Here is a 23,185-nt window from a genome sequence, read left to right as displayed (position 1 = left end):
GCTTTCTATAAGGTTACGGTTTTCGCTACGTTCTTATGATCCCTGTCACCCGCCACAATTGTTGGTTTTCTAGGACTATACAACCTCCGTTGGCATGACATTATGGCGACCGCTCGCCTCATTCACATGCATCATTATTCGTAAGTTTAACCACTCGTTCGATCTTATTCGGTACCGATTGCACTAAAAGCAATCTCTTCTCCCCCCCTCTTTTATAACACATTAATTGCATTATGATAACTTTGCTGTGATGCGATCGGCCCCTTCTTTTATTCCTGATTGTTTTATATAAACAACACGTTGTCGACCACAGCAAGCATTTTTTCGGGTATATTATGCGTCAATTAATCCCGCACCTTTTTTATTCATTCAGTACTGATTTATAGATTTCCGATTGTAAAAGTGATTTTTGTAATTGCTCAGCCACGCTAATGTGCAAACTCGTTTTTCACTGAGCGAGTAGCATGAAAAGAAGTTCTGGCAACAGTCAACGCCGCCTCACATATCTCGAGAAACTGAAGGCTGGTCGTGTATACGTAATCATCTGCCGTAAGAATGGAAAAACATGGGTCGGCAAGGAGGGCCCGAAGGGCAACCGGCCCTCGCAACACTACTACGCCCTGCGACAGGGCAGGCACCCTACGCAACGCATGCAAGATGACTGGAATCGCTATGGTGCGGAGCAGTTTGTGTTTGCCTACGTTTTACGGATTGGAGAGCGGCGGATCGACGCATCGGCGGAGGATGACTGCATTGAATTACTCCGGGCACACGAGCCGAAGTATGGATACAACCGGATGCTGCGTGGAGAATGGACCGCCGAAGCACGTCGCGACGAGGCCGAACGGCGACGGAAGAATAAATGGAAGCCCCCCGAACCCGATGAGGATAAGGAGTCCGACTCGATACCGGATGACGTCGAAACTTGATAGCCTCCATCGAAGCAACGCTCCCGGAACAACTCTGCCCGAAGCTTCGTTTGCTCCGGACGCCGCCGTGTCGTCGGCACGACAAGCGAGTATCTAGACGGGTACTGCGCTCGCAAGCACTACTTCGACACGGAGTCATCGACCTACATTGCAGATCGGCTACATGTGCAATTCGATAGCGGCGCGCTGGACGGACCAGTGGGCGGCAGCTACGGCTGTTTCGCCCGTTCTCCGTGCGCAAAACGCGGATGCAGCGACCCTCGAAAGCGAACCTTCGACTACGACGGCGCGACCGTCTTCCTCACCGGCCGCTGATGGCCCGTCTTGCCAACGCTCACACCAATCGACGACTCGGACAGAAGGCGCGGCAAGGGGAAGACGTTCGTCAGCTTTTCCCATAACGGGTCCGGGATGACAACGAGTCGGGAGCGAAGCGTTTAAACGCTCTCAGAGGGGCGCCATCCGTCTATACATGCCCTCCTACGATACGGTGACAACATCGTCTCATAGAGCGATTTAACGCGTTGGGGCGCTATCGCGTCGATTGCAATCCAGGAGCAAAAGACAATACGAGCGGCAGCGGCACGAGAGCTACAAGGTAAGAACCGGGGCGAGCGGAGCGCGCGGATGCGCGCGGGGGACGGCAAACTCATGTCCGTGGGCGCGCGCAACGCGCGAGCCGCAGCTTTCTGTGAGAGGGGGAAACCCTCTCCCGAGGGGTTTTCTGAAGAGCCCCCCCCTCCGGAGGATGATTCTCACGGTGCATCGCCGCAGGCTTGACGGCGCGAGCGCGAAGCGCGAGCCGGTGGCGAGCCGAAGGCGATGCAGCGCCGAAGGCGCGCTTCATGTTTTTGAAACTCTGGAACCCTGTAACCCTGGGAGACAAACGAAACAAGTATTCGTTTTTTCTTTCAACGCTTTACATTGCTTTGACCTACCACAGACCCTACCACAGGGCGTACCACACGGACTACCCCAGACACTACCCTGGAGCCTGCCCCGTTGCTTTGGGGCAGCAGGCATCACACACGAGGCACCGTAACTTCATCCAGCCAGTCTTCGCCCAGAATGCGATCAAGCGCACGAAGCTTCGTCCAAACGTTCTTCCGGTGCATCGTGCGCCCCGTCATCGCCTTGAACAGATGAGCTACCTTCGTCTCACTCTTGTCCCCTAGGAGTTGCGCGCATTTCCAAATATCAAGCCACAGCGGAATGTACTTCATATTCTGCGGAGCGGTGGCCTTCTCCAGACGCCTCCTCACCGTTGCCTCGCGTCGCCTGATCTTGGCACGGACGGCTTTGTGCTCGTCGTCATACAGCCGGGAAAGTTCTGCTTGCAGGTGCTGTGGAATCTTGAGCAAGGCGACTTTGTTTGCCACCTTCATGAACTGCCCACGGCTTTTCCCATACCAGACGCGCAGCGTCGCAAACTTGCGCGCAGCGGAGATGTCGAGGTGCTCGCCGAGCAGGAGGTCACGAATGTCGGCATCGGGGTGCTCGATTTCGACGCGATGACCACGGGCATGCAGGTGTTCGAGGTCGTCGATCTGTTGCCGGATCAAGTTCTCGTCATCGGCTGGAGCGTAGGCACGTCCGCTGTTCTTCTCCGGCAATGGGGGATAAGAGCGAAACGCGGGCGCGATTTGCGGGTATGCCGTTGCGGGCGTTGACACTACCGGTTCGGGAAACTTTTTTCCTTCGGCGACCGCCAGGACAGGTGCGCGCAGAAACTCGATTACTGGCGCCCTGCGGATGGAGGGTTGAGGTTCGCGCTCGGCTTGCGACGTCATTGCAACACCGCGCGGTTCAGGAAAGCGAGAATGTCGGCTTCGGGATGCGCCACGCGACGCTTGCTCACGGCGACAGGGGCGGGAAAGTCGCCGCATTCGCGGACGCGGTAGTACGTCGCCCGGCTGATTCCGAGGAGGTCGCACACTTGACGCGGCGATAGCATGCGCGGGACAGCGGAAGATGCGGACGCCTGTGCGTCCGCAGTAGATATGTTCATCGATTGAACTCCCACAGGCAGCCAGTGATCCCGAGGGGTTCGCGGCCTGTATACGCGGAACCTTGGGGTTGGCTGTGGGAGTGGGTGCGGCGACTCTTGGCGCTCCCGGTCGGGCTAAGTCCGGATGCTGCTGCCCACGCCCGGTGTGCTCACGGGGCAATTGCGAGGGGAAAGTTGAAAGGTCGATTCCTTCCGGGATGCGAGCGATCGAGGCAGCCTAGCCACGAGTCACCTGTAGAGCCCACGCTTTTTCGGCGCGGCGTGATTCTATCCGAGACGGTTCGGGCGCGACAAGAGGCCGAGCAAAATAAAGTGGGCGGGTTGCGATGCTCGCCCCTCGTCGTCTCATGCTGCCGCTTTCGGCAGCTCCACCACGTTCTGGGCTCGCGCGATCTTCAGCTTCTCGTCGCACACGTCGGCCCAGTCTTGCCACAGCCGGCGCACCTCATCCACGAACTGGGCACGGTTGTAGGCAGCGCGAACGCGATCCCCCTCCTTGTGAGCAAGCGCAACCTCGATCACGTCCGGCCGGTACTTGCCCGCCTCGTTCGCCCAGGTCGACGCGACCGCCCGAAGTCCATGCACGTCCATGATGTCGGCGAATCCCCACCGCGTTCGCCACTGATAGAGCGTCGTGCGCGACATGGTTTCGCCGGGTTTGCGTCGGTTAGGGAACAGCACCTCGCCTTTCGAGCGCTCGCGCAGCTCACGCAGCAGCCTCACCGCTTGCTGACTTAGGCGAACAGTGTGCGGTTCCTTGCCCTTCATGCGGTCGGCGGGGATCACCCATGTACCGGCATCCAGGTCAAATTCCTCCCAGCGCGCCCCCGTTACTTCGCTGGTGCGGGACCACGTCAGCACAAGCAACTTCAGCGCGGTCTTCGTTAGCGGGTCGGTTTCGGGAGCATCTTCGAGGGTGCGCAGAAACTCGCCGAGCCGGTTCAACGGCAGCGCCTTACGTGGTTTAACCGACCGCCCCATAGCCTTCACCAGCACACCGGCGCGCGGTGTCGGGTTCGCCTCCACAAGCTCGGCGTCCTCGGCATACTCGAAAATCTGCCCGATGTAACCGCGACAGTGCTTGGCAGTGACGGGCGAAACTTGGTCTAGCTTGGTCAGGAGGGTGTGGAGGTCCTTTCGTACGATTTCCTTGATCGGGCGCTCACCCAATATCGGGAATACGTGCTTCGCCAACATCGCCTCCCGGTGCTTGACTGTGCGAGGCGAGAGGTTCGAGGCTGTAGCCGTCATCCAGTTTTCGGCGATCGCCCCAAACGTGTTCTCCGTACGGGCTTGCTTCTCGGCCTGCTCGCGCTCGATCTCGCCTTCGACATGCTTCAGCGGATGTAAACCACGCGCCACCAGCCAGCGAGCGGCCCGGTGTGCATTGCGCGCCTCTTCAAGCCCGACTGCGGGGAACGATCCGATCGTGAGCGTTTGCGGCCGGCCATCGAGCCGGAACCTGTGGCGCCACGACTTCGATCCCGACGCCGACACATGCAGGACCAGTCCACCGCCATCGGCGTGCTGTCCTGCTGCCTTGAGCGCGCGCACCTTGACGAAGCTCAGCGTGCGGGCGAAGTCATCCGAAGTCAAACGCTGCTCTTCAGCAATCTTCAGCAGCCTGTGCAGAACGGTGCTCATGGCGACCTCACTGTGTGTATGGCGGATAGCTTACACACAGGTTTACACACAGCGCAATGGGATGCAGCGACGCAACTTGAGAACGCGCGAGACATCGGCCTTCGCGTCGCGTTCAACTAACTTGCTGTATTTATATGATTTTTCTTGAAAAGCGAGACTTCGTGAGACTACGTGACATGCCTATCAGACCGGCATGTTCATGATGTCCTGATACGCGGTGACAAGCCGATTGCGCACCTGCACCATCTGCTGGAACGACAGGCTCGCTTTCTGCAGGTTCACCATGACGTCCTGCAGGTTGACGTTCGGGTCGCCGGTGGAGAATTCCTGCGCCATGCCGCGCGCTTCCTGCTGCGCCGCGCTGACGTCCTTCAGTGCGCCTTGCAGCACTTCGGCGAAGTCGACGCCGCCGGCTGCCTGCGCGCCTTGGGCTGCTGGCTTGCCTGCTGCGGACTGCGCCGCGGAGCGCAGCTCGCCGATCATCTGTTCAATTCCGCGCGTATCCATGATCTCGACCCCGGGGAGCGAGTGATTGTTGCTCGCAGTCTAGCAGAGCAATCGTCATGCCACAGGACTGAGTCCGGCTCTGCATCACACTTCGTGCCCGCCGTCACGATACTGCTGCAGCTTGTATCGCAAGGTCCGCTCCGAGATCCCGAGCTTCTCGACCGCCCGCTTGCGCGAGCCGCCGTGCTCGCGCAGCGTCGCGAGAATGTGCTCGCGTTCGAGGTCCTTCATGTTTGCGGGACGCGGCGGTTCGAGCGGGACTCGCGCAGCGGTGCCGGCAAGGCTTCCGATGACGGGGGAAAGCCCTGCCGGCAGGAAAGCGGGCGCCGTGCAGGACGCACTGTCCGACCGGCTTTCCGCGGCGCCGCGCGCCGCGCTCCAGTGCGGCAGGCAAAGATGCACGATGTTGGCGCCGATCGTGTCGCAGCTGGCAAGGATCAGCGCGCGCTGCATTGTGTTTTCCAGTTCGCGCACGTTGCCCGGCCACGCGTGGCGCACGAGCAGGGATTCGGCGTCGGCGAGCAGATGCGCGCTGCGCTTGAGCCGCCCGGCGTGGCGCGCGAGGAAGTGCCGGGCCAGCGGCAGGATGTCGGCGGGCCGTTCGCGCAGGCCGGGGACCGCGAGCGGAAACACGTTGAGGCGGTAATACAGGTCTTCCCTGAAACGCCCCGCCGCGACTTCCGCCGCGATGTCGCGGTTGCTCGTCGCCAGCACGCGGATGTCGAGCCCGACCGGCTTGCGGCCGCCGACGCGCTCGACTTCGCGCTCCTGCAGCACGCGCAGCAGCTTCGCCTGCAGCGCGAGCGGCATCTCGGAGATCTCGTCGAGCAGGATCGTGCCGCCCTGCGCCTGCTCGAACTTGCCCGGCTGCGCTGTCTGCGCGCCGGTGAATGCGCCTTTTTCGTAGCCGAACAGCGTCGCTTCGAGCAGGTTCTCGGGAATCGCGGCGCAGTTGATCGCGACGAACGGGCCGTCGCAGCGCGCGGAACGGGCGTGGATGTAGCGCGCGAACACTTCCTTGCCGGTGCCGGATTCACCGGTCAGCAATACCGTCGCGTCGGTGTCGGCGACGCGCGCGGCGAGCGCGAGCAGGTTGCGCGTGCGCCAGTCCTCGGCGATCGTGTCGTCGGCCGAAGGCGGCGTCGCGGCATAGCGGCGCACGTGCGCCAGCAGCACGTCCGGCTCGAACGGCTTCATGAGGAAATCGCACGCGCCGCCGCGCATCGCGGCAACCGCCTTGTCGACGTCGCCGTATGCGGTCATCAGCAGCACCGGCAATTGCGGCAGGCGGGCGCGCAATTCGGCGAGCAGCTGCAAGCCGTCCATCGGCTGCATGCGCAGGTCGCTGACGACGAGGTGGAACGCCTGGCGGCCGATCTCCTGCAGCGCGCCGGCGCCGCCGTCGACGCCGGTGACGCGGTGGCCACCGATTTCGAGCGTGAGACACACGGCGTCGCGCAGCGCGGCGTCGTCCTCGACGACGAGGACGTGGAGCTGTTCGATCATGAAACTTCCTTCGATGCCGGCTTGGCGCCGTCTTCCGCGGGCGGCAGCGGCAGGGTCAGCGTGAACAGCGAGCCCTTGCCGGGCGTCGATTCGAACGCGATGTCGCCGCCGTGGCCTCGCGCGACGCCGCGCGCGATCGCCAGCCCGAGCCCGGTGCCTTCGGCGCGCGTCGTGAAGAACGGCTCGAACACGCGCCCCTGGCGCGCGGGTTCGATGCCGCGCCCGCTGTCGGCGACGCGCAAATTCACGAACTCGCCGTCGCGCACCACACTGAGTGACACCTCGCCGGCGGCGCCGGTCGCCTGGAGCGCATTCTCGACGAGGTTCGTCAGCGCCCCGCCGAGGGCCTTGCGATCGCCGAGCAGCGTCAGATCGTCGCAGTCGCAGCGCGATACGAACGACAGCTGCCGCGCCCGCGCGAGCGGCTCCAGCGTGTGCACGATTTCGCCGACCAGTTCGCAGATGCCGAAACGCTCGCGCCCGAGGCTGTCGCCGCGGGCGAACAGCAGCATGTCGCGGATGAGCCGCTCCAGGTGGCGCAGGCGCTCGATCGCACGCTCGGCGACTTTCGCACGATCGGCGGCCCCCAGCTCCGACTGGCGCAAGTTGCCGGTGTACAGCAAAGCGGCGGCGAGCGGCGTGCGCAGCTGGTGCGCGAGCCCGGCGACCATCTCGCCCATCGCCGCGAGCCGCTCGCTACGCTCGGCCTGCAGTCGCATGTGGTGGGTGTCGGTGACGTCGTGGAGCAGCACGATGCGCCCTTCGCCGGATTCGAGCGCGGTGTCCGACAGCGACACGCGGCGCGCGCCCACGTCGGTTTCGACGGTCAGTTCGCCCGGTGTCCCGGTGTCGCCGAAGCGGCGTGCGACCGCGTCCCACTGCTCGCCTGCGAGCCCGCCACCGAGGAGGCTTTCGGCGGCGCGGTTGAACTGCACGATGCGTCCTGTCCGGTCGAGCATCACGACGCCCGCCGGGAGCGCGCCGAGCAGCACGTCGAGCCGCTCGGTGAGCTGCGACACCTGCCCCTGCAGCGCGTTGTAGGCCGTCGACAGCTCTTCCGAAGCGCGTGAAAACAGCGCGAACGCTTCGGCGAGCTGCGCCGCGTCAAGGCGCTGGCCGGCGCTCGGCGGCTCGGGCACGCCGGATTCGGCGGGCATCGTGACGGAATGGGTTTTCACGAACGGCAGATTAACGGTGCGGCGGCACCGCGCAACCGGCAAATAGGCGGCAAAAACTGCCGCTTATCCCGCCGGGGAAGTTGCGCCCGCGAGCGGACAATGCGTCACCCGAAAAAGTCGGACGATTGAAGGACTCGACTATGTCTACCGACGTCACCGCCGTCGCACGGGAAACGCTGCCGGCACCGCAGCAGGTGTTGCAGCGCTTCAACGAACTCGGTCAGCGCCAGAAGCTCGCGGCAGCCGCGGCCGTCGCGCTTGCGATCGCGCTCGTGGTCGGCGTGTGGCTTTGGAGCCGTGCTCCCGAGTACGCCGTGCTGTTCTCGAACCTCGAGGAACGCGACGGCGGCGCGATCGTCGCCGCGCTGCAGCAGCAGAACGTGCCGTACCGGTTTTCCCCGGGCGGCGGCGCGATCCTGATCCCGTCGCAGATGGTCCATGACGTGCGCCTGCGGCTCGCGGCGCAGGGGCTGCCCAAAGGCGGCCTGGTGGGCTTCGAGCTGATGGAAAACCAGAAGCTCGGCGTGTCGCAGTTCCACGAACAGGTGAATTTCCAGCGCGCGCTCGAAGGCGAGCTGGCGCGCACGATCCAGTCGATCGCGTCGGTCGCCTCCGCGCGCGTGCATCTGGCGATCCCGAAACAATCCGGTTTCCTGCGCGACGAGCAGAAACCGACCGCTTCGGTGATGGTGAACCTGCATCCGGGGCGCACGATGGACGCGGCGCAGATCGCCGGCGTCGTCCACCTGATCGCGTCGAGCGTGCCGCAGCTCGCGAACGAGCGCGTCAGCGTCATCGACCAGAGCGGTGCGCTGCTGACGACGCGTGCCGATCCGCTGCGCAACGCGGGGCTCGACGCGACGCAGTTGAGCTATGTGCGCGAAGTCGAGGCGAGCTACATCCGCCGCATCGAGGCGATCCTGACGCCGATCGTCGGCGCCGCCAATTTCAAGGCGCAGGTTAATGCCGACGTCGATTTCAACCAGGTCGAACAGACCGCCGAGACGTACAAGCCGAACCCGTCGTCCGACCAGGCGATCCGCAGCCAGCAGAGCAGCGAACAGGAAACGCGCCAACCGGGCGCGCAGGGCGTGCCGGGCGCGCTGACGAACCAGCCGCCTGCCCCGGCGACCGCCCCGATCACGAATCCCGCGTTGCCCGGCGCCGCAAACGCCCCCGGAGCGCCGCTCAACAGCAACCGTTCCTCGACGCTGAACTACGAGCTCGACCGCACGATCCAGCACACGCGCCAGGCGCTCGGCCAAGTCAGGCGGCTGTCGGTCGCAGTCGTCGTCAACCACCGCGGCGAGACCCTGCCGAACGGCCAAACGCGCACCGTGGCACTGACGGACGAGGAGATCGCGCGGCTGACGAACCTCGTGCGCGAAGCGATGGGCTACAGCCAGGCACGCGGCGACAGCCTGAACGTGTCGAACGCGCCGTTCACCGCGCCCCAGGAAGAAGCCGAAGCCGCGCTGCCGATGTGGAAGGATCCGACGATGATCGACCTCGGCAAGGAGCTGCTGAAATACGCGGCGCTCCTGGCCGCGGTCGGATTCGTGTACTTCGGCGTGATCCGGCCACTGCTGCGCAGCGTCGCCCCTCCCCCGAAAGAGATCGAAGCGATCGTCGAACAAGGGAACGACGAACACGCGCTGCTGAGCCTTTCCGCAACCCCGCGGCTCGCGAGCTTCGACGAGAAACTCGTCCGCGCGAAGGAGCTCGCGCAGTCCGACCCGAAAGTGGTCGCGAACCTGATCAAGGAATGGATGGGTGCGAACGATGAGAACAAGAAATGAACACTCCTGACGAAGGACTCGCAAAAAGTGCGACGCTGCTGCTCGCGCTGGGGGCGGATCACGCCGCCGAAGTGCTCAAGCTGCTCGGCCCGAAGGAAGTGCAGAAGCTCGGCACCGCGATGGCGAGCCTGCCATCGCAGCAGCGCACGCGCGTCGAAGCGGTGCTCGATCAGCTCGACGAACACCGCCTCAAGGGCGCGCCGATCGAAGCCGACGAAGAGCAGATCCGCGCGATGCTGACCAAGGCGCTCGGCGACGAGCGCGCCGGCCACATCATCGCGCGCGTGCTGCAGGGATCGGACACTGCCGGCATCGAGAGCCTCAAATGGATGGACCCGGCCACCGCTGCCGACCTGATCAAGAACGAGCATCCGCAGATCATCGCGACGATCCTCGTGCACCTCGAATTCGACCAGGCGGGCGAAATCCTGAAGCAGTTTCCCGACCGCCTGCGCAATGACGTGATCCTGCGCATCGCGACGCTCGACGGCGTCCAGCCGACGGCGCTGAAGGAACTCAACGAAGCGCTCGGGCGCATGCTGTCGGGCGCTTCGGCAGTCAAGAAGGCGTCGATGGGCGGTGTGCGCCATGCGGCCGAGATCCTGAACTTCGTCGGCGTCGGCGCGGAAACCGCGGTACTCGACAACGTGCGCGAATACGATCCGGACCTCGCGCAGAAGATCCTCGACGAGATGTTCGTCTTCGAGAACATCATGGACATCGACGACCGCGGCGTGCAGGCGCTGCTGCGCGAAGTGCAGTCGGACTCGCTGATCATCGCGTTGAAAGGCGCGGCGCCCGAGCTGCGCGAGAAAATCTTCAGGAACATGTCCCAGCGTGCGGCCGAAATGCTGCGCGAGGACCTCGAGTCGAAAGGTCCGGTGCGCTTGTCCGAAGTCGAAGCCGAGCAGAAGGAGATCCTCAAGGTCGTCCGTCGCCTCGCCGAGGAAGGCCAGATCGTGCTCGGCGGCAAGGGGAGCGACGATGCGTTCGTGTAGCGCGTGTAGTTCGTGCAAGCCGTACAGCGGGTGCCGCGCGCACCGCCGGAGCCGTCGATGAGCATTTCACGCCATCAGGCGGTCGGGGCATACCGTCGCTGGGAGCCGCCCGCTTTCGGCGGCGAGGCCGCGCCCGCCCCCGAAGCCGACGCGCCCCACGCCGCCGAGCCTGCCCCGCCGCCTGCGCCGCCGCAACCCGAACCCGCGCCGCCGCCCGATCTGCCGCCGGACCCCGGACCGCCAGTCCGCCTGCCGACCGCCGCCGACATCGAGTCGATGTTCGAGGATGCGCGCCGTGACGGGCACGAAGCCGGCTACCGCGAAGGCGCCGAACAGGCGCGACAGGAAGCGCTGCGGATCGCCGCGCTCGCCGACGCCCTCGACGAGGCGCTCGCCCGCCTCGATCGTGACGTCGCCGAAGAGCTCGTCGGGCTGGCGATCGAAGTGGCGCGACGCATGGTGCGCAACGCGCTCACGGAGCAGCCGGAAACAGTCATCGAGACGGTGCGCATGGCCTTGAACCAGTTGCCGCAGGGGCAGGCCCGCATCCACCTGCATCCCGACGATGTCGCGCTGGTGCGCACCCACCTCGCCGAGCAGTCCAGCCACGGCCACCCGACGCTGATCGACGACGACGCGATCAGCCGCGGCGGCTGCGTCGTCCAGACTGCGGCCAGCCAGCTCGACGCGACGCTCGAAACCCGCTGGCGGCGCATCCTCGAAACCCTCGGCCGCGCAGATGCCGCGTGGCAGGAGCCCGGGTAATGCGCCACGCCGATGCGTGGCGCGCCTACCTGGCCGAGCACCGCGATCTCGCGGCGTCGGCAGCGCCGTTCGAAGTGTCCGGCCGCCTGACGCGCATCAACGGGCTCGTCATGGAAGCGTCCGGCCTGAAGCTGCCGCTCGGCGCCGACTGCCGCATCGTCGCGAGCGGCGGCGGCACGGTCGAAGCCGAAGTGGTCGGGTTCAGCGGCGACCGCCTCTACCTGATGCCGACCGACGACGTGTTCGGGCTCGCGCCCGGCGCGCCGGTACTGCCGCTCGAAGTCCACCCGTCGCGCCCGACGCTCGGCGCCACGTCGCCGCCGCGCCGGCGCACGTCCGACCGCGCCAAGCACCTGCCGGTCGGCGACAAACTGCTCGGCCGCGTGCTCGACGGCGCCGGCCGCCCGCTCGACGGCCTCGGCCCGCTCGGCACGACGGATGTCCGGTCGCTGCAGAGCCGCCCGTTCAACCCGCTGACGCGCGCGCCGATCGACACCCCGCTCGACGTCGGCATCCGCGCGATCAATGCGCTCTTGACGGTCGGCCGCGGCCAGCGCCTCGGGCTTTTCGCCGGTTCCGGCGTCGGCAAGTCGGTGCTGATCGGCATGATGGCGCGCTTCACGTCGGCCGACGTTATCGTTGTCGGGCTGATCGGCGAGCGGGGACGCGAAGTCAAGGAATTCATCGAGCAGAATCTCGGCGCCGAAGGCCGCGTACGCTCGGTCGTCGTCGCCGCGCCCGCGGACACCAGCCCGCTGATGCGGCTGCAGGGCGCCGCGTACGCGACGACGATCGCCGAATATTTCCGCGACCAGGGCAAGCAGGTGCTGCTGGTCATGGATTCGCTGACGCGCTACGCGATGGCGCAGCGCGAGATCGCGCTGGCGATCGGCGAGCCGCCGGTGACGCGCGGCTACCCGCCGAGCGTGTTCGCGCGCCTGCCGGCGCTCGTCGAGCGCGCCGGCAACGGGCTCGAAGGCAGCGGCTCGATCACCGCGTTCTACACCGTGCTCGCGGAAGGCGACGACCAGCAGGACCCGATCGCCGACTCCGCACGCGCGATCCTCGACGGCCACTTCGTGCTGTCGCGCACGCTTGCCGACCAGGGCCACTACCCGGCGATCGACATCGAGCAGTCGATCTCGCGCGCAATGCACGGGCTCGTCACGGCCGAGCATTTCGACCTCGTGCGGCGCTTCAAGCAGATGTTCTCGCGCTATCAGCGTGCGCGCGACCTGATCGCGGTCGGCGCCTACCAAGCCGGCTCCGACCCGATGCTCGACCGCGCGGTGGCGCTCTACCCGAAACTCGAAAGCTTCCTGCAGCAGCGCATCGACGAGCAGGAAACCTATGCACAGGCGACCGCGAATTTGCGCATTTTGTTCTCCGGGGGGTGACAAGTGGCACGGTTGCGCAGGCCGTCGGGCCATAAAATGACGCCCCCTGTTCGATCCCGGCCGGGCATGCAAACACCATTCTCCGCGCCCGCTGGGCGTCGCAAACCGATCTGATCCGACGAGCCAACCTTTGAGCCAACCTTTTCCGCTGCAACCTCTGCTGGACCTGACCCGCAACCGCATGGACGACGCGGCGCGCCGGCTCGGCGAGCTGGTCGCCGCCGAACAGGAAGGCAGCCGCAAGCTCGAGCTGCTGCAGAATTATCGTGCCGAGTATGAAGCGCGCTTCCAGGAAACCGCGCGCAACGGCATCAGCCCGGACGCGTGGCGCAACTACAGCGCGTTCATCGGCCGCATCGACGAGGCGATCGCGCTGCAGGCGGCTAACGTCGCCAACGCGCGCCGCCACACCGCCGCCGGCCAGCACGCGTGGATGGCGCAGCGAAACAAGGTCAAGGCTTTCGGCACGCTGCAGGAACGTCATGAAACCGATCAAGCGCGCAAAGCCGCCCGTCAGGATCAGCGCCAGTCCGACGAGCACGCAGCGAAGCGTTTTCGCGATCGCAGCCAGGACGAGGCCGCCGGGATGTGAGCCGCGACTGGCACAAGGCTTGCTGATCGCGACCAATCCATCCCCCTTCGCCCCCTTCGCCACGCGCCATTCGCCACGCGCCATTCGCCGCGGAAGAGAACCCGACATGCCGGATCCCCTGTTGAACAAGTTGCTCCTCGCCCCCGCATCGACTCCCGCGGCAACTTCCGGTCGGCCGTCGCCCGCTGCGGGCTCTGCGAGCGCGGGCGGCAACAGCTTTTCAAACGCGCTCGAACGGCGGATGAGTGCGGCCGAGCGCGAGCCTGCCCGCACACGAGCGGTCGCCACCGGACGTGGGCCGGAGCGCCGGGAAACACCGCCTGTCTCCGACCGGGATCGGGGCCGGGAACTTCGCCGAAAGGAGGACGCGGCGACCGCTGACCGGGCGCAGGAGGTTCAGCCTCGCATCGACCGGGACACCCCTGCCGAAGCCGTGAATGCCACATCCGCCAGTGATGGCGAAACAGGCAGCGAGGATCGCGCGAGTGCTGTGGAGGTGCAGCAGCAGCCGACTTCGTCGCTCGTGCCTGCGGCCGAAAGCATCGTCACAGGCGAAAGCGCAGCGCCGCCGCCCGATACGGCGTTCACGGCAAGCTTTGCCGGCCTCGTGCCCCCTCCTGCCGCCGTGATCGCCGCTGAAACCGCCGTAGCCGGCGATCAGGCCGTTTCAGCGCCCGTGCTGCAGGACGGCACCGAACGCGCCTCCGCAGTGCCGCTGCTCGAAAAACTGATTGCCGAAGTGACCGCCGCGCCAGGCGAGGCGCACGGCGGCAGCGGCGAGCGCCTCAATGTTGCCGGCCGATCCGCGCAAGGAGATGCGAATCGCGGTTTGGCCGCTCTACTGCCGGCGCCCGTCGAAGCGCAGCTTCCCGACTCTGCCGGAGCGATTCCCGGCCCGCCCGGCGATGCGTCCTTCACCACTGGCGGCCCCGCCACCAGTGTGCCCGGCGCCGGCTTCAACGCAGCCGTGCGCAGCGAACCCGTATCGCAGCTGCCCGTGCACACACCTGCCGGCCAGCAGCGCGCGTGGGCCGAGGAGATCGGAAATCGCGTGGTGTGGCTGGTCGGGCGCAACGAGTCGAAGGCCGAGCTCGTCCTCACGCCGCCGCAGATGGGCAAACTCGAAGTCTCCATCCACGTCAGTGGCGACCAGACCGTCGCCCATTTCGTCGCCGCGACGTCCGCGGCACGCGACGCGCTCGAACAGGCGATGCCGCGCCTGCGCGAGATGATGCAGCAGGCCGGCATCAGCCTCGGCGAGACCAGCGTCGGCACATCGGACGGGCAGCAAGCCGGACAGGAAAGCCCGTCCGGACGCCATGCGCGAGGCCCGGCATCCGGCGCCGCATCCGGCGTAGAGACCGGTGCGCCCGTGCCGATGTCCGTCGACTGGTCGCGCGCCGGCACGGGAAGGGTCGATACCTTTGCGTGAAGCGCCTGAATTGCGGCCGCTGTACCCCACTTTTCGGCCCTTCGCGCAACGTCTGCCGCGCACATACTCTCGATTGTCGATATTGGAGAAATGATTGATGGCCAAGGCTCCCCCTGCCGCCCCGGCAGATGCAGCAGCAGAACCTGCACGGATGCGCAGACGGCCGAAGAAGCTCGTGGTCATTGTCATTGCGCTGGCCGTGATCCTGCTCCTGCTCGCTGCAGGAGTCGTCGGCCTGCTGATGCTGAAGAAAAACAACGCCCGGGCCGACGAACATGCCGAGGAGCATGTCGCCGCCCCCGTCGTCGACCTGAGCAAGCCGCCGACTTTCGTCCCGCTCGAACCGTTCACCGTCAACCTTTCCCCCGCGGAGGGTGAGCGCTATTTGCAGGTCGTGCTGGCGTTGCGCACTGCGGACGCGAAAACCGGTGAAAACCTGAAAGGCTTCATGCCCTCGATCCGGCACGAGATCAACCTGCTGCTCGCCGGCAAACTGCCGTCCGAACTATCGACTCCCGAAGATCGCGCAGCGCTCGCCGACGAGATCGTCGAACGCACCAACAGCATGCTCGGCGCTCCGCCGTCCAAAAGCGGTGGCGGGAACAGACCGGCCGGACCGATTCAGGCAGTGCTTTTCGACTCGTTCATCATCCAGTAGGGAAACGGCAGCCATGTCTTCCGATTTTCTGTCACAGGAGGAAGTCGACGCCCTGCTGAAAGGGGTCGCCGGGGAACCGGAGGAACTCGAAGAGGATGCCGTCGAGCCGGGAGGCGTGCGGCCGTACAACCTCGCGACGCAGGAACGCATCGTCCGCGGGCGCATGCCGACGATGGAGCTGATCCACGAGCGCTTCGCCCGCTACCTGCGCATCGGCCTGTTCAACTACATGCACCGCAACGCCGAAGTCTCGGTCGGGCCGGTGAAGGTGCAGAAATACGGCGAATTCGTCCGCAACCTCGTCGTGCCGACGAACCTCAACCTGGTGCTGGCGAAACCGCTGCGCGGCACCGGCCTTGTCGTGTTCGACCCGAACCTGGTGTTCCTCGTCGTCGACAACATGTTCGGTGGCGACGGGCGCTTCCATTCGCGCGTCGAAGGGCGCGATTTCACGCCGACCGAGCAGCGCATCATCCAGGGCATGCTCGGCGTCGTGTTCGCCGAATATTCGCGCGCGTGGGCGCCGGTGTTCAAGATCGAGATGGAATACGTCCGCTCGGAGATGAACTCGCAGTTCGCGAACATCGCGACGCCGTCCGAGATCGTCATCTCGGCGAGCTTCTCGCTGGAATTCGGCGGCTCGCAGGCCGACATGCACGTGTGCTTCCCGTACTCGATGGTCGAACCGATCCGCGACCTCTTGTACTCGACGATGCAGAGCGACCACCTGACACAGGACAACCGCTGGATCAAGCTGCTGACGCGGCAGCTGCAGGCGGCCGACGTCGAACTCGTCTGCAACCTCGGCAGCGCGCGAATCTCGCTGCGCGACATCGTCAACATGCGCGTCGGCGACGTGATCCCGATCGACGTCCCGGAACACGTGCACGGCGAAGTCGACGGCACTCCGATCCTCGAACTGGGCTACGGCCGGCAGGGCGCCAAGTATGCCGTGAAAGTCGAACGCTTCCTCGCCAGCGACAACGCCGACAACTCACCACCCGGAGGCCACCATGGCTGAGCACGACAACGATGGCCAGATCACCGAGGACGACTGGGCCGCGGCGATGATGGAACAGTCCGCAACGGAAAACGGCGCGGACGCCGAAGCGCGCCGCGTCGCCGCCGATCTCGCGGCCGCAGCGGCTGACTCGCCTTACCAGGCGAAGCCGGCGAGCCACCTGTTCCCCGACTTCGGCGCCCCCGGCCCGCGCTCCGGCGCACTCAACGATTTCGACATGATCCTCGACATTCCGGTCCAGCTGACCGTCGAACTCGGGCGCACGAAGATCTCGATCCGCAACCTGCTGCAGCTCGCGCACGGGTCGGTGGTCGAACTCGACGGCCTCGCCGGGGAACCGATGGACGTGCTGGTCAACGGCACGCTGATCGCGCAAGGCGAAGTGGTCGTCGTCAACGACAAGTTCGGCATCCGTCTGACGGACATCATCACGCCGGCTGAACGGATGCGGAAAATCCGCGGCTGACCGCAAGGCAAACACTCTCGCATCACGATCCTGTGCCGGGCCGTTTCGGCCGGCGAAGCCTCGGCCGCGGGGGCAGGCGAAGCGCCGAACAATCACCTTTTTGCCCGTCTTATCGCAGGCTGGCGGCGATGCAGCGGCGCTTAAAGTTCATCCATCCGCAAAGCCGTCGAGCAGGTCGTGAACGCACGCAGCATCCTCCCCTTTTTCCTGGCGACCGCCGCCCCTTCGCTGCAGGCCGCCGACGCGAGCCCCGACTTTGCCGGCAGCCTCGGACAGACCCTCTTCGGGCTCGCGATCGTCATCGGGCTGCTGCTCGCGAGCCTGTGGCTGCTCAAGCGTCTGTCGGCGCCGCGCGGGGCCGCAGCCGGCCTGAAAGTGCTCGGCGCGGTCGCGGTCGGAGCGCGCGAACGCGTCGTCCTCGTCGAAATCGCCGGGCAGGTGCTGGTGCTCGGCGTCACCGCATCGAACGTTCGCACCTTGCATACCGTCGCGGCCGCCGAGCTCGCCGACGCAGCGCTTGCCGAGCCGTCGGCGCATGCTTCCGGCGATTTTCCGGGGTGGCTCAGGCGGGCGATGGAGCGCCGCAACGATGCGCGCTGAGCGCCCGATGTTCGCCCGCGCCCTCGCCCGTGCCCTCACCGCACTGCTGCTGCTCGCGCCGCTGACCGCCGCGGCGCAAGGCCTGCCCGCGATCACCGGCACACCTGCCCCGGGAGGCGGCACGACCTACAGCCTGAGCGTGCAAACGCTGCTGCTGCTGACGTCGCTGAGCTTCCTGCCGGCGGTCGTGCTGATGATGACCAGCTTCACGCGCATCATCATCGTGTTCGCGCTGCTGCGCACCGCGATGGGCACGCAGACTTCGCCGCCAAACCAGGTGCTGCTCGGCCTCGCGCTGTTCCTGACTTTCTTCGTCATGTCGCCGGTCGTCGAGCGCGTCTATGCCGACGCTTACCTGCCGATGTCGCAAGGCACGATCGGCTTCGACGAGGCGCTCGAGCGTGGCACGGTGCCGGTCAAGGCGTTCATGCTGAAACAGGTGCGCGAGCCGGATCTCGCGCTGTTCGCGCGGTTGTCGAAGACTCCGCCGGTCGAAAAGGCCGAGGACCTGCCGATGCGCGTCGTCGTGCCGGCATTCGTCACGTCGGAACTCAAGACCGCGTTCCAGATCGGCTTCGTCGTGTTCATTCCGTTCCTGATCATCGACATGGTCGTCGCCTCGGTGCTGATGTCGATGGGCATGATGATGATGTCGCCGGTGATCGTGTCGCTGCCGTTCAAGATCATGCTGTTCGTGCTGGTCGACGGCTGGACGCTGCTGATCGGCTCGCTCGTCCAGAGTTTCGCTCTCTAACCCGTAAAGGCAAGCCATGACTCCCGGCATCGTCGTCGACATCGGCCGCCAGGCCGTCGAAATCACGCTGCTGATGGCGGCGCCGCTGTTTCTCGCCGCGCTGATCACCGGCCTCATCGTCAGCGTCTTCCAGGCCGCGACGCAGATCAACGAAATGACGCTGACTTTCGTGCCGAAGCTCGTCGCCGTGTTTGCGACGATGGTCGTCGCCGGGCACTGGATGATCGCGCTGATTACCGATTTCACCCGCCGCCTGTTCGAATCGATCCCGACGCTGATCGGCTGAACGCGTCGCGGCGACGATGATCAGCCTGACTTCCGCCCAGCTCGATGCGTGGATCGCGGCGCTGATGTTCCCGCTCGCGCGCGTGCTCGGACTGGTGTCGGCGGCGCCGCTGTTCGGCAATCGCATGGTCCCGGTGCGGGTCCGCCTCGCCGTCGGCCTGGCGATCGCGATGGCCGTGCTGCCGGCGCTGCCGCCGATGCCCCCGGTGCCGGGAGGCTCGATGGAGCAACTGGCGATATTCGCGCAACAGGCGTTCATCGGCATCGCGATGGGTTTCGTGATGCGGCTGGTGTTCGCGGCGGTCGACGTCGCCGGCGAGATGATCGGCCTGCAGATGGGCCTGTCGTTCGCCGTGTTTTTCAGCCCGCAGACCGGCGGGCAGACGTCGGTGATCGCGGAATTCCTCGGCCTGGTCGCGCTGCTGGTGTTCGTCGCGCTCGACGGCCACCTGATGCTCGTGCAAGGGCTCGTCGCGAGTTTCGAGTGGCTGCCGGTGGGGGCGGTGCCGGGAGCGGACGGCTGGCTGCTGATCGTGCGCTACGCCGCGGTGATGTTCGCGTCCGGCCTGATGATGGCGCTGCCGATGGTCGCGGCGCTGTTGATCACGAACACCGCGCTCGGCGTGCTGACGCGCGCCGCGCCGCAGCTCAACCTGTTCGCCGTCGGCTTTCCGGTGACGCTGTCGGTCGGATTCCTCGTGCTGCTGCTGAGCCTCGACACGCTCGCGCCGGTGCTGCAGAGTCTTTTCGAACGCGGCTTCGGGGCGATCGACGAGCTGTTCCGCGCGTTCGGTTGAGCGGCCCGCGCCGCTACATTCCCGGCCAGATGCGCGAGCGCACGAGACGCACTTCGCCGACCGCGACACGGTGGGCGAACGGCCAGCTCGATTCGACGCTCTCCTCGAAGCGCACCACCTCGAACCCGGCAAACCCTCCGGCGTCCGCGAAGCGCTGCGCCGCGCGCGCGAACACCTGCCGCGCCTCGCCTTCGCCGCCGGTGACGAGGGACTTCATCCGCAGGTCGAAGCGCACGCGCTCGGCGTCGAGCCGCACGATGCCCAAGTCCCAGGCGAGCGACTGCGGGTCGTGGGGCAGATACGCGACCGGAGCCGGCACGGGATAATCGCCGTCGTTCAGCCGCGGCGCCGCGGCGCTTTCGCCCGCGGCATCCGCGCCGGCATGACGCGGCAGCGGCAACGCGAGGCAGCCGCCGGCGAGCGGGAAAATCAGGCACAGCGCGATGCGGCGGAGCGTCACTGTCGCTCAGCGCAGCAGGTCGAACAGCGACAAGCCAGTCGTGCGTACATACGACTGCTGCGCGGCCTCGAGGATCGCCTGCTGCTTCGAGAAACGCGAGATCGCCTCCGCATAGTCGAGATCCTGCAGCCGCGACAGCGTCTCGGCATACTGCACGTCCTGCGTCGCCGAGACGTCCGCGAGCGCGTCGAGTTCGACCATCCGCGAACCGACCGACGCGCGGAGCGTGTTCACCTTGTCGAACGCGGCATCCATGCCGTCGATCGCGTTCGCGACCACCGCGGCGACGCCCCCTGCCGGCGGGCTGCGCAAGCCGTCGATCAACCCGGAAATCGCCGCGAACATCCGGGATTGATCCCCGTCGACCATGAACACCTCGCTGCCCGGCACTCCGACCGCCATCCTCCGCGACGGCGCCACCTGGATTTCGCGCACGCCGGCGTCGCCCACGTAAGCAAGCTGGTCGGAGAAGGGCTTGCCGCCCGACTGGTAACCGCCGAACCGGTATTCGCCGCTTCCGTCCTTGCTGTTCGCGAGGCCGACCAGCGCGTTGAACTGCGCCTCGACATCGACTGCGATCGCCTCGTGCTCGGTCGGCGACAGCGCCGCGTTGCCGGCCTGGATCGCGCGCGTGCGGATGTACGTGAGGATGTCGCCGATGCTGCCGAGGCTGCTTTCGAGCGAGGCGAGCGCGTCGCTCGCATGGCCCTGGTTCGTCTGGAACTGCTCGTTGATGCTTTTGGTCTGCGAAACCTCGAGTGCGCGCGCCGCCGCGATCGGGTCGTCGGACGGCGTCAGCACGCGCTTGCCGGTCGAGAGCTGCTGCTGGGTATGGAGCAGATCGGCGCTTTGTCGCAGCATCGCGTCGCGGCCGGAGTCGAAGATCATGCTCGTGGAGATTCTCATGAGGTCACCCGGTTCAGCGCGCGATCGAGAGGATTTCGTCGAACAGCGTGCCCGCGACCGACATCACGCGCGCCGCCGCTTGGTAGGACTGCTGGTAACGGATCAGGTTGGCCGCCTCTTCGTCGAGATTGACGCCGGAAAGCGCTTGCTGCGCAGCAGTCGCCTGGTCGAGCTGCGCTTCCTGCGCCTTCAGCCCGATCTGGACTTCACGCGTCTTGTTGCCGACCGAGCTGACCAACTGGGAATACGCCGATCCGATGGCTGCGGTACCCCCCGTGCCAAGGGTGACGACCGAGCGGTTGGTCTGCAGCTTCGCCAGTTCCAGCGCATTCCGGTTATCAGAAGGGCGGACAGGGCCTGCATCTGACGTGGCGGCGGCTATGGCCTGCGGGTCCGAGATCGCCACCCGCAGCGCGCCTGCCGCCCCGGACACTCCCCCCAGCGGCGTGAAAAACGCGCCCCCCGCATCCCCGTTCAGGGCGCGACCCATCCCGTGCTGGGTATTGAACGCACCCGCGAAATCGTAGGCCATCTGGTCCAGATTGTCGCGGGCGGGGTCGAGCGTTTCGCTGCGGAACTTCAGCAGGCCGCCAAGCTGCCCGCCGGTGAACAGCGAATCCGGCAGCGGCACCGCGCCGCCGCCGGCCGTCCTGAGCTCGATCGTGCCGCGCAGCGGATCGGACGGATCGGGCTTGACGGCGAGTTCCGAAGCTGTGGTACCGACGACGAGCGCCTGTCCGGTGCCGACGAACACGCTCAGCGAGCCGTCCCGCTCGCTCACCGTGCTGACCTTGACGAGCTTGTTGAGCTCGGCGACGAGCGTGTCGCGCTGGTCGAGCAGGTCGTTGGCCTGGAGGGAGGGTCCGGCGACCTGCACCGTGCCGATCTGCTGGTTCATTTCGGCGATCTGGCGTGCGTACGTGTCGATCGACTCGACCGCGCCCGCGATCTGGCCTTCAGTGAGGCTGCCGATCTCGTCGAGCCGCGTATCGAGGCCGTTGAAGCGCGACGCGAGCGATTCAGCGCGGGAAATCAGCGCCTGGCGCCCCGGGATGCTGGCCGGGTTGGTGGCTACGTCCTGCACGCCCTTGAAGAAATCCGACAGCGCCGGCGCGAGGCCCGCCGACGGATCGGCGAGCAGGTTGTCGAGTTGCGTGAGCTGCGTGTTGTATGCGGAAAGCTCTTCCTTGCGCGCCGACGCACTGAGCACCTGCTGGCCGAGGAACTGGTCGTACTGACGGCGCACCGTCTCGACTCTCGATCCCTGGCCGAAGAAGCCCGCGCCGGTGAAGTGAGGATCGTTCGTGGTGACGATCGCCGTCTGCCGGTTGTAGCCCGGCGTGTTCGCGTTGGTGATGTTGTGGCTGGTCGTCAACAGGTTCGCTTGCGAACTGTTGATCCCTGTCAGGCCAATGCCGAGGAGTCCAGCCATGCTCGTTTCCTTTTTCCCGCTGCGCTTGACGTATCTCTAAGCAAAACTTTTGCCAGACTGTGCAGCCGGCGATTCAACCCGCGAGCGCCGTGCGCAACGTGTTGCCGCCGATGATCCGCGTCAGCTTGTCGGCATACATCGGGTCGGTCGCATAGCCGGCGTGCTGGAGGCTGCGGGCGAAACCGGCAGCATCGGTCTGGCCGAGCACGGCAGCGTAGCGCGGGCTGTTGCTCAGCAGGTTCGCATAGTCCCGGAAAGCCTCGGCATACGAACCATAGGCACGAAAACGCGCATTTTCCGTGTACGCCCTGCCGTTCGCATACTCGGTGACGGGGACTTCGACCACGGCGCCCTTCCAGTCCGCCCCGGCCTTGATGTTGAACAGGTTGAAGCTCGGCGTGCCGTCGGCGCGGCGCAGTTCGCCGCGCCCCCAGCCGGTTTCGAGCGCCGCCTGCGCGACCATGAAATGCGCCGGGATGCCGGTTGCGCGGCTCGCGCTGCCAGCGTGCGGCCACACGCGGTCGACGAACTCGCGGGCGCCGCCCGGCACGGCGCGTGCACCGGGGTCGGTAAGAGCCTGCGCCGCCTTGGGTGGGGCAGGCAACTCGGCGGGCACGTCGCTCATTGCGCCGGCGCCATCGCCTCCCTCGGCGGTGGCGTTTGCCGGGGCGGGAGGGCGTACGGCAAGGATTGCCGTGCGTGGCGGCACGGCGGGGGGGGCCGCCGCGCCCGCCGCTGCCGGTTTCTCCAGCGCTTCGCCGCCGAGCTGGCGAAAGATCACATCGGCCAGCCCGGTACCGCGGCCCTGGGCCATGTTCATCGCCGTCTGCTGGTCCTGCATCGCCTGGAAAAGCCGCGTCTGGTCGCTGTCGAGCATTCCTTCGGACGGCACCGCGTCGCGCATCGACTTCAACACCATCTGCAGGAACAGCGCCTCGAACTGCTTCGCCGTCGCGCGCAGCGCCGCTGGCGAGTCGCCGCCCCGCGACAGGCGCTTCAGGTCGGCGAGCGCGTTCGGGTCGATCGCGTTGATCTGCGCGGGGATCGTCAT

The 23,185-nt window shown here is 66.0% G+C and carries 24 protein-coding genes; 14 read left to right on the top strand and 10 right to left on the bottom strand.

Going from position 1 to position 23,185, the window contains the following annotated elements:
- The first annotated feature begins 464 nt into the window (after window positions 1-464).
- Window positions 465-929, top strand: a complete 465-nt coding sequence (locus GO608_RS07400) for a GIY-YIG nuclease family protein (RefSeq protein ID WP_169198699.1) — start codon at window positions 465-467, stop codon at window positions 927-929.
- A 1,022-nt stretch (window positions 930-1,951) separates the two neighbouring features.
- Here GO608_RS07400 and GO608_RS07395 read toward each other — a convergent pair.
- From GO608_RS07395 to GO608_RS07370, 6 genes are all read right to left on the bottom strand, one after another.
- The gene (locus tag GO608_RS07395) at window positions 1,952-2,719 is read right to left on the bottom strand and encodes a hypothetical protein (protein ID WP_169198700.1); all 768 of its coding nucleotides are present in this window, start codon (window positions 2,717-2,719) and stop codon (window positions 1,952-1,954) included.
- A complete protein-coding gene (locus tag GO608_RS07390) occupies window positions 2,716-2,883 on the bottom strand; it encodes a helix-turn-helix transcriptional regulator (RefSeq protein ID WP_247002931.1) in 168 nt (55 codons plus the stop codon). The genes GO608_RS07395 and GO608_RS07390 overlap by 4 nt, the downstream gene beginning before the upstream one ends.
- Window positions 2,884-3,282: 399 nt before the next feature.
- Window positions 3,283-4,581 carry a tyrosine-type recombinase/integrase gene (locus tag GO608_RS07385; RefSeq protein WP_169198702.1) on the bottom strand — a complete coding sequence of 433 codons (1,299 nt, stop codon included), beginning with the start codon at window positions 4,579-4,581 and terminating at the stop codon, window positions 3,283-3,285.
- 183 nt (window positions 4,582-4,764) lie between these two features.
- Window positions 4,765-5,088: a flagellar hook-basal body complex protein FliE gene (gene fliE, locus GO608_RS07380; protein ID WP_169198703.1), complete on the bottom strand. Its 324-nt coding sequence runs from the start codon at window positions 5,086-5,088 to the stop codon at window positions 4,765-4,767.
- A gap of 84 nt (window positions 5,089-5,172) precedes the next feature.
- Entirely contained in the window at window positions 5,173-6,594 is a 1,422-nt protein-coding gene (locus tag GO608_RS07375) for a sigma-54-dependent transcriptional regulator (RefSeq protein ID WP_169198704.1), read from the bottom strand.
- Window positions 6,591-7,751 carry a sensor histidine kinase gene (locus tag GO608_RS07370; protein ID WP_169198766.1) on the bottom strand — a complete coding sequence of 387 codons (1,161 nt, stop codon included), beginning with the start codon at window positions 7,749-7,751 and terminating at the stop codon, window positions 6,591-6,593. Before GO608_RS07370 ends, GO608_RS07375 begins: the two co-directional genes overlap by 4 nt.
- A gap of 161 nt (window positions 7,752-7,912) precedes the next feature.
- Here GO608_RS07370 and fliF point away from each other — a divergent pair, with 161 nt between their 5' ends.
- The 13 genes from fliF to fliR all read left to right on the top strand — a co-directional run bounded on the left by fliF (window position 7,913) and on the right by fliR (window position 19,336).
- The gene (gene fliF / locus GO608_RS07365; protein ID WP_169198705.1) at window positions 7,913-9,571 is read left to right on the top strand and encodes a flagellar basal-body MS-ring/collar protein FliF; all 1,659 of its coding nucleotides are present in this window, start codon (window positions 7,913-7,915) and stop codon (window positions 9,569-9,571) included.
- Window positions 9,568-10,569, top strand: a complete 1,002-nt coding sequence (fliG, locus tag GO608_RS07360; protein ID WP_169198706.1) for a flagellar motor switch protein FliG — start codon at window positions 9,568-9,570, stop codon at window positions 10,567-10,569. Before fliF ends, fliG begins: the two co-directional genes overlap by 4 nt.
- Window positions 10,570-10,626: 57 nt before the next feature.
- Window positions 10,627-11,334 carry a FliH/SctL family protein gene (locus tag GO608_RS07355; protein ID WP_169198707.1) on the top strand — a complete coding sequence of 236 codons (708 nt, stop codon included), beginning with the start codon at window positions 10,627-10,629 and terminating at the stop codon, window positions 11,332-11,334.
- The gene (gene fliI / locus GO608_RS07350; protein ID WP_169198708.1) at window positions 11,334-12,731 is read left to right on the top strand and encodes a flagellar protein export ATPase FliI; all 1,398 of its coding nucleotides are present in this window, start codon (window positions 11,334-11,336) and stop codon (window positions 12,729-12,731) included. Before GO608_RS07355 ends, fliI begins: the two co-directional genes overlap by 1 nt.
- A 130-nt stretch (window positions 12,732-12,861) precedes the next feature.
- On the top strand, window positions 12,862-13,323 hold the full coding sequence (gene fliJ, locus GO608_RS07345; protein WP_169198709.1) for a flagellar export protein FliJ: 462 nt from the start codon (window positions 12,862-12,864) through the stop codon (window positions 13,321-13,323).
- 19 nt (window positions 13,324-13,342) lie between these two features.
- Window positions 13,343-14,755 carry a flagellar hook-length control protein FliK gene (locus tag GO608_RS07340; RefSeq protein WP_169198710.1) on the top strand — a complete coding sequence of 471 codons (1,413 nt, stop codon included), beginning with the start codon at window positions 13,343-13,345 and terminating at the stop codon, window positions 14,753-14,755.
- Between the two features lie 151 nt (window positions 14,756-14,906).
- Window positions 14,907-15,413, top strand: a complete 507-nt coding sequence (locus tag GO608_RS07335) for a flagellar basal body-associated FliL family protein (protein WP_343316763.1) — start codon at window positions 14,907-14,909, stop codon at window positions 15,411-15,413.
- A 13-nt stretch (window positions 15,414-15,426) separates the two neighbouring features.
- Window positions 15,427-16,434 (top strand): flagellar motor switch protein FliM, encoded by a 1,008-nt coding sequence (gene fliM, locus GO608_RS07330; protein WP_053422429.1) that lies wholly within the window; start codon window positions 15,427-15,429, stop codon window positions 16,432-16,434.
- Window positions 16,427-16,900 carry a flagellar motor switch protein FliN gene (gene fliN / locus GO608_RS07325; RefSeq protein WP_169198712.1) on the top strand — a complete coding sequence of 158 codons (474 nt, stop codon included), beginning with the start codon at window positions 16,427-16,429 and terminating at the stop codon, window positions 16,898-16,900. Before fliM ends, fliN begins: the two co-directional genes overlap by 8 nt.
- A 177-nt stretch (window positions 16,901-17,077) precedes the next feature.
- On the top strand, window positions 17,078-17,500 hold the full coding sequence (gene fliO, locus GO608_RS07320) for a flagellar biosynthetic protein FliO (RefSeq protein WP_343316762.1): 423 nt from the start codon (window positions 17,078-17,080) through the stop codon (window positions 17,498-17,500).
- A complete protein-coding gene (gene fliP / locus GO608_RS07315; RefSeq protein ID WP_169198713.1) occupies window positions 17,490-18,254 on the top strand; it encodes a flagellar type III secretion system pore protein FliP in 765 nt (254 codons plus the stop codon). Before fliO ends, fliP begins: the two co-directional genes overlap by 11 nt.
- 16 nt (window positions 18,255-18,270) lie before the next feature.
- Window positions 18,271-18,540 (top strand): flagellar biosynthesis protein FliQ, encoded by a 270-nt coding sequence (gene fliQ, locus GO608_RS07310; protein ID WP_169198714.1) that lies wholly within the window; start codon window positions 18,271-18,273, stop codon window positions 18,538-18,540.
- A gap of 16 nt (window positions 18,541-18,556) precedes the next feature.
- Entirely contained in the window at window positions 18,557-19,336 is a 780-nt protein-coding gene (gene fliR, locus GO608_RS07305; RefSeq protein WP_169198715.1) for a flagellar biosynthetic protein FliR, read from the top strand.
- A 13-nt stretch (window positions 19,337-19,349) separates the two neighbouring features.
- On the opposite strand, the gene GO608_RS07300 is transcribed toward fliR, so the two are convergent.
- The 4 genes from GO608_RS07300 to flgJ form a co-directional block, all read right to left on the bottom strand.
- Window positions 19,350-19,796, bottom strand: coding sequence for a hypothetical protein (locus tag GO608_RS07300; RefSeq protein WP_169198716.1), 447 nt, complete (start codon window positions 19,794-19,796; stop codon window positions 19,350-19,352).
- A 6-nt stretch (window positions 19,797-19,802) separates the two neighbouring features.
- Window positions 19,803-20,702 carry a flagellar hook-associated protein FlgL gene (gene flgL / locus GO608_RS07295; protein WP_169198717.1) on the bottom strand — a complete coding sequence of 300 codons (900 nt, stop codon included), beginning with the start codon at window positions 20,700-20,702 and terminating at the stop codon, window positions 19,803-19,805.
- Between the two features lie 13 nt (window positions 20,703-20,715).
- Window positions 20,716-22,134, bottom strand: a complete 1,419-nt coding sequence (flgK, locus tag GO608_RS07290; RefSeq protein ID WP_169198718.1) for a flagellar hook-associated protein FlgK — start codon at window positions 22,132-22,134, stop codon at window positions 20,716-20,718.
- 73 nt (window positions 22,135-22,207) lie between these two features.
- A complete protein-coding gene (flgJ, locus tag GO608_RS07285) occupies window positions 22,208-23,185 on the bottom strand; it encodes a flagellar assembly peptidoglycan hydrolase FlgJ (protein ID WP_169198719.1) in 978 nt (325 codons plus the stop codon).

The sequence above is a fragment of the Aromatoleum buckelii genome, assembly GCF_012910785.2.
GTDB classification, from domain to species: domain Bacteria; phylum Pseudomonadota; class Gammaproteobacteria; order Burkholderiales; family Rhodocyclaceae; genus Aromatoleum; species Aromatoleum buckelii.
The sequence above is the reverse complement of the archived record's forward strand: the minus strand, read 5'-3'. Positions and strand labels throughout refer to the sequence as shown.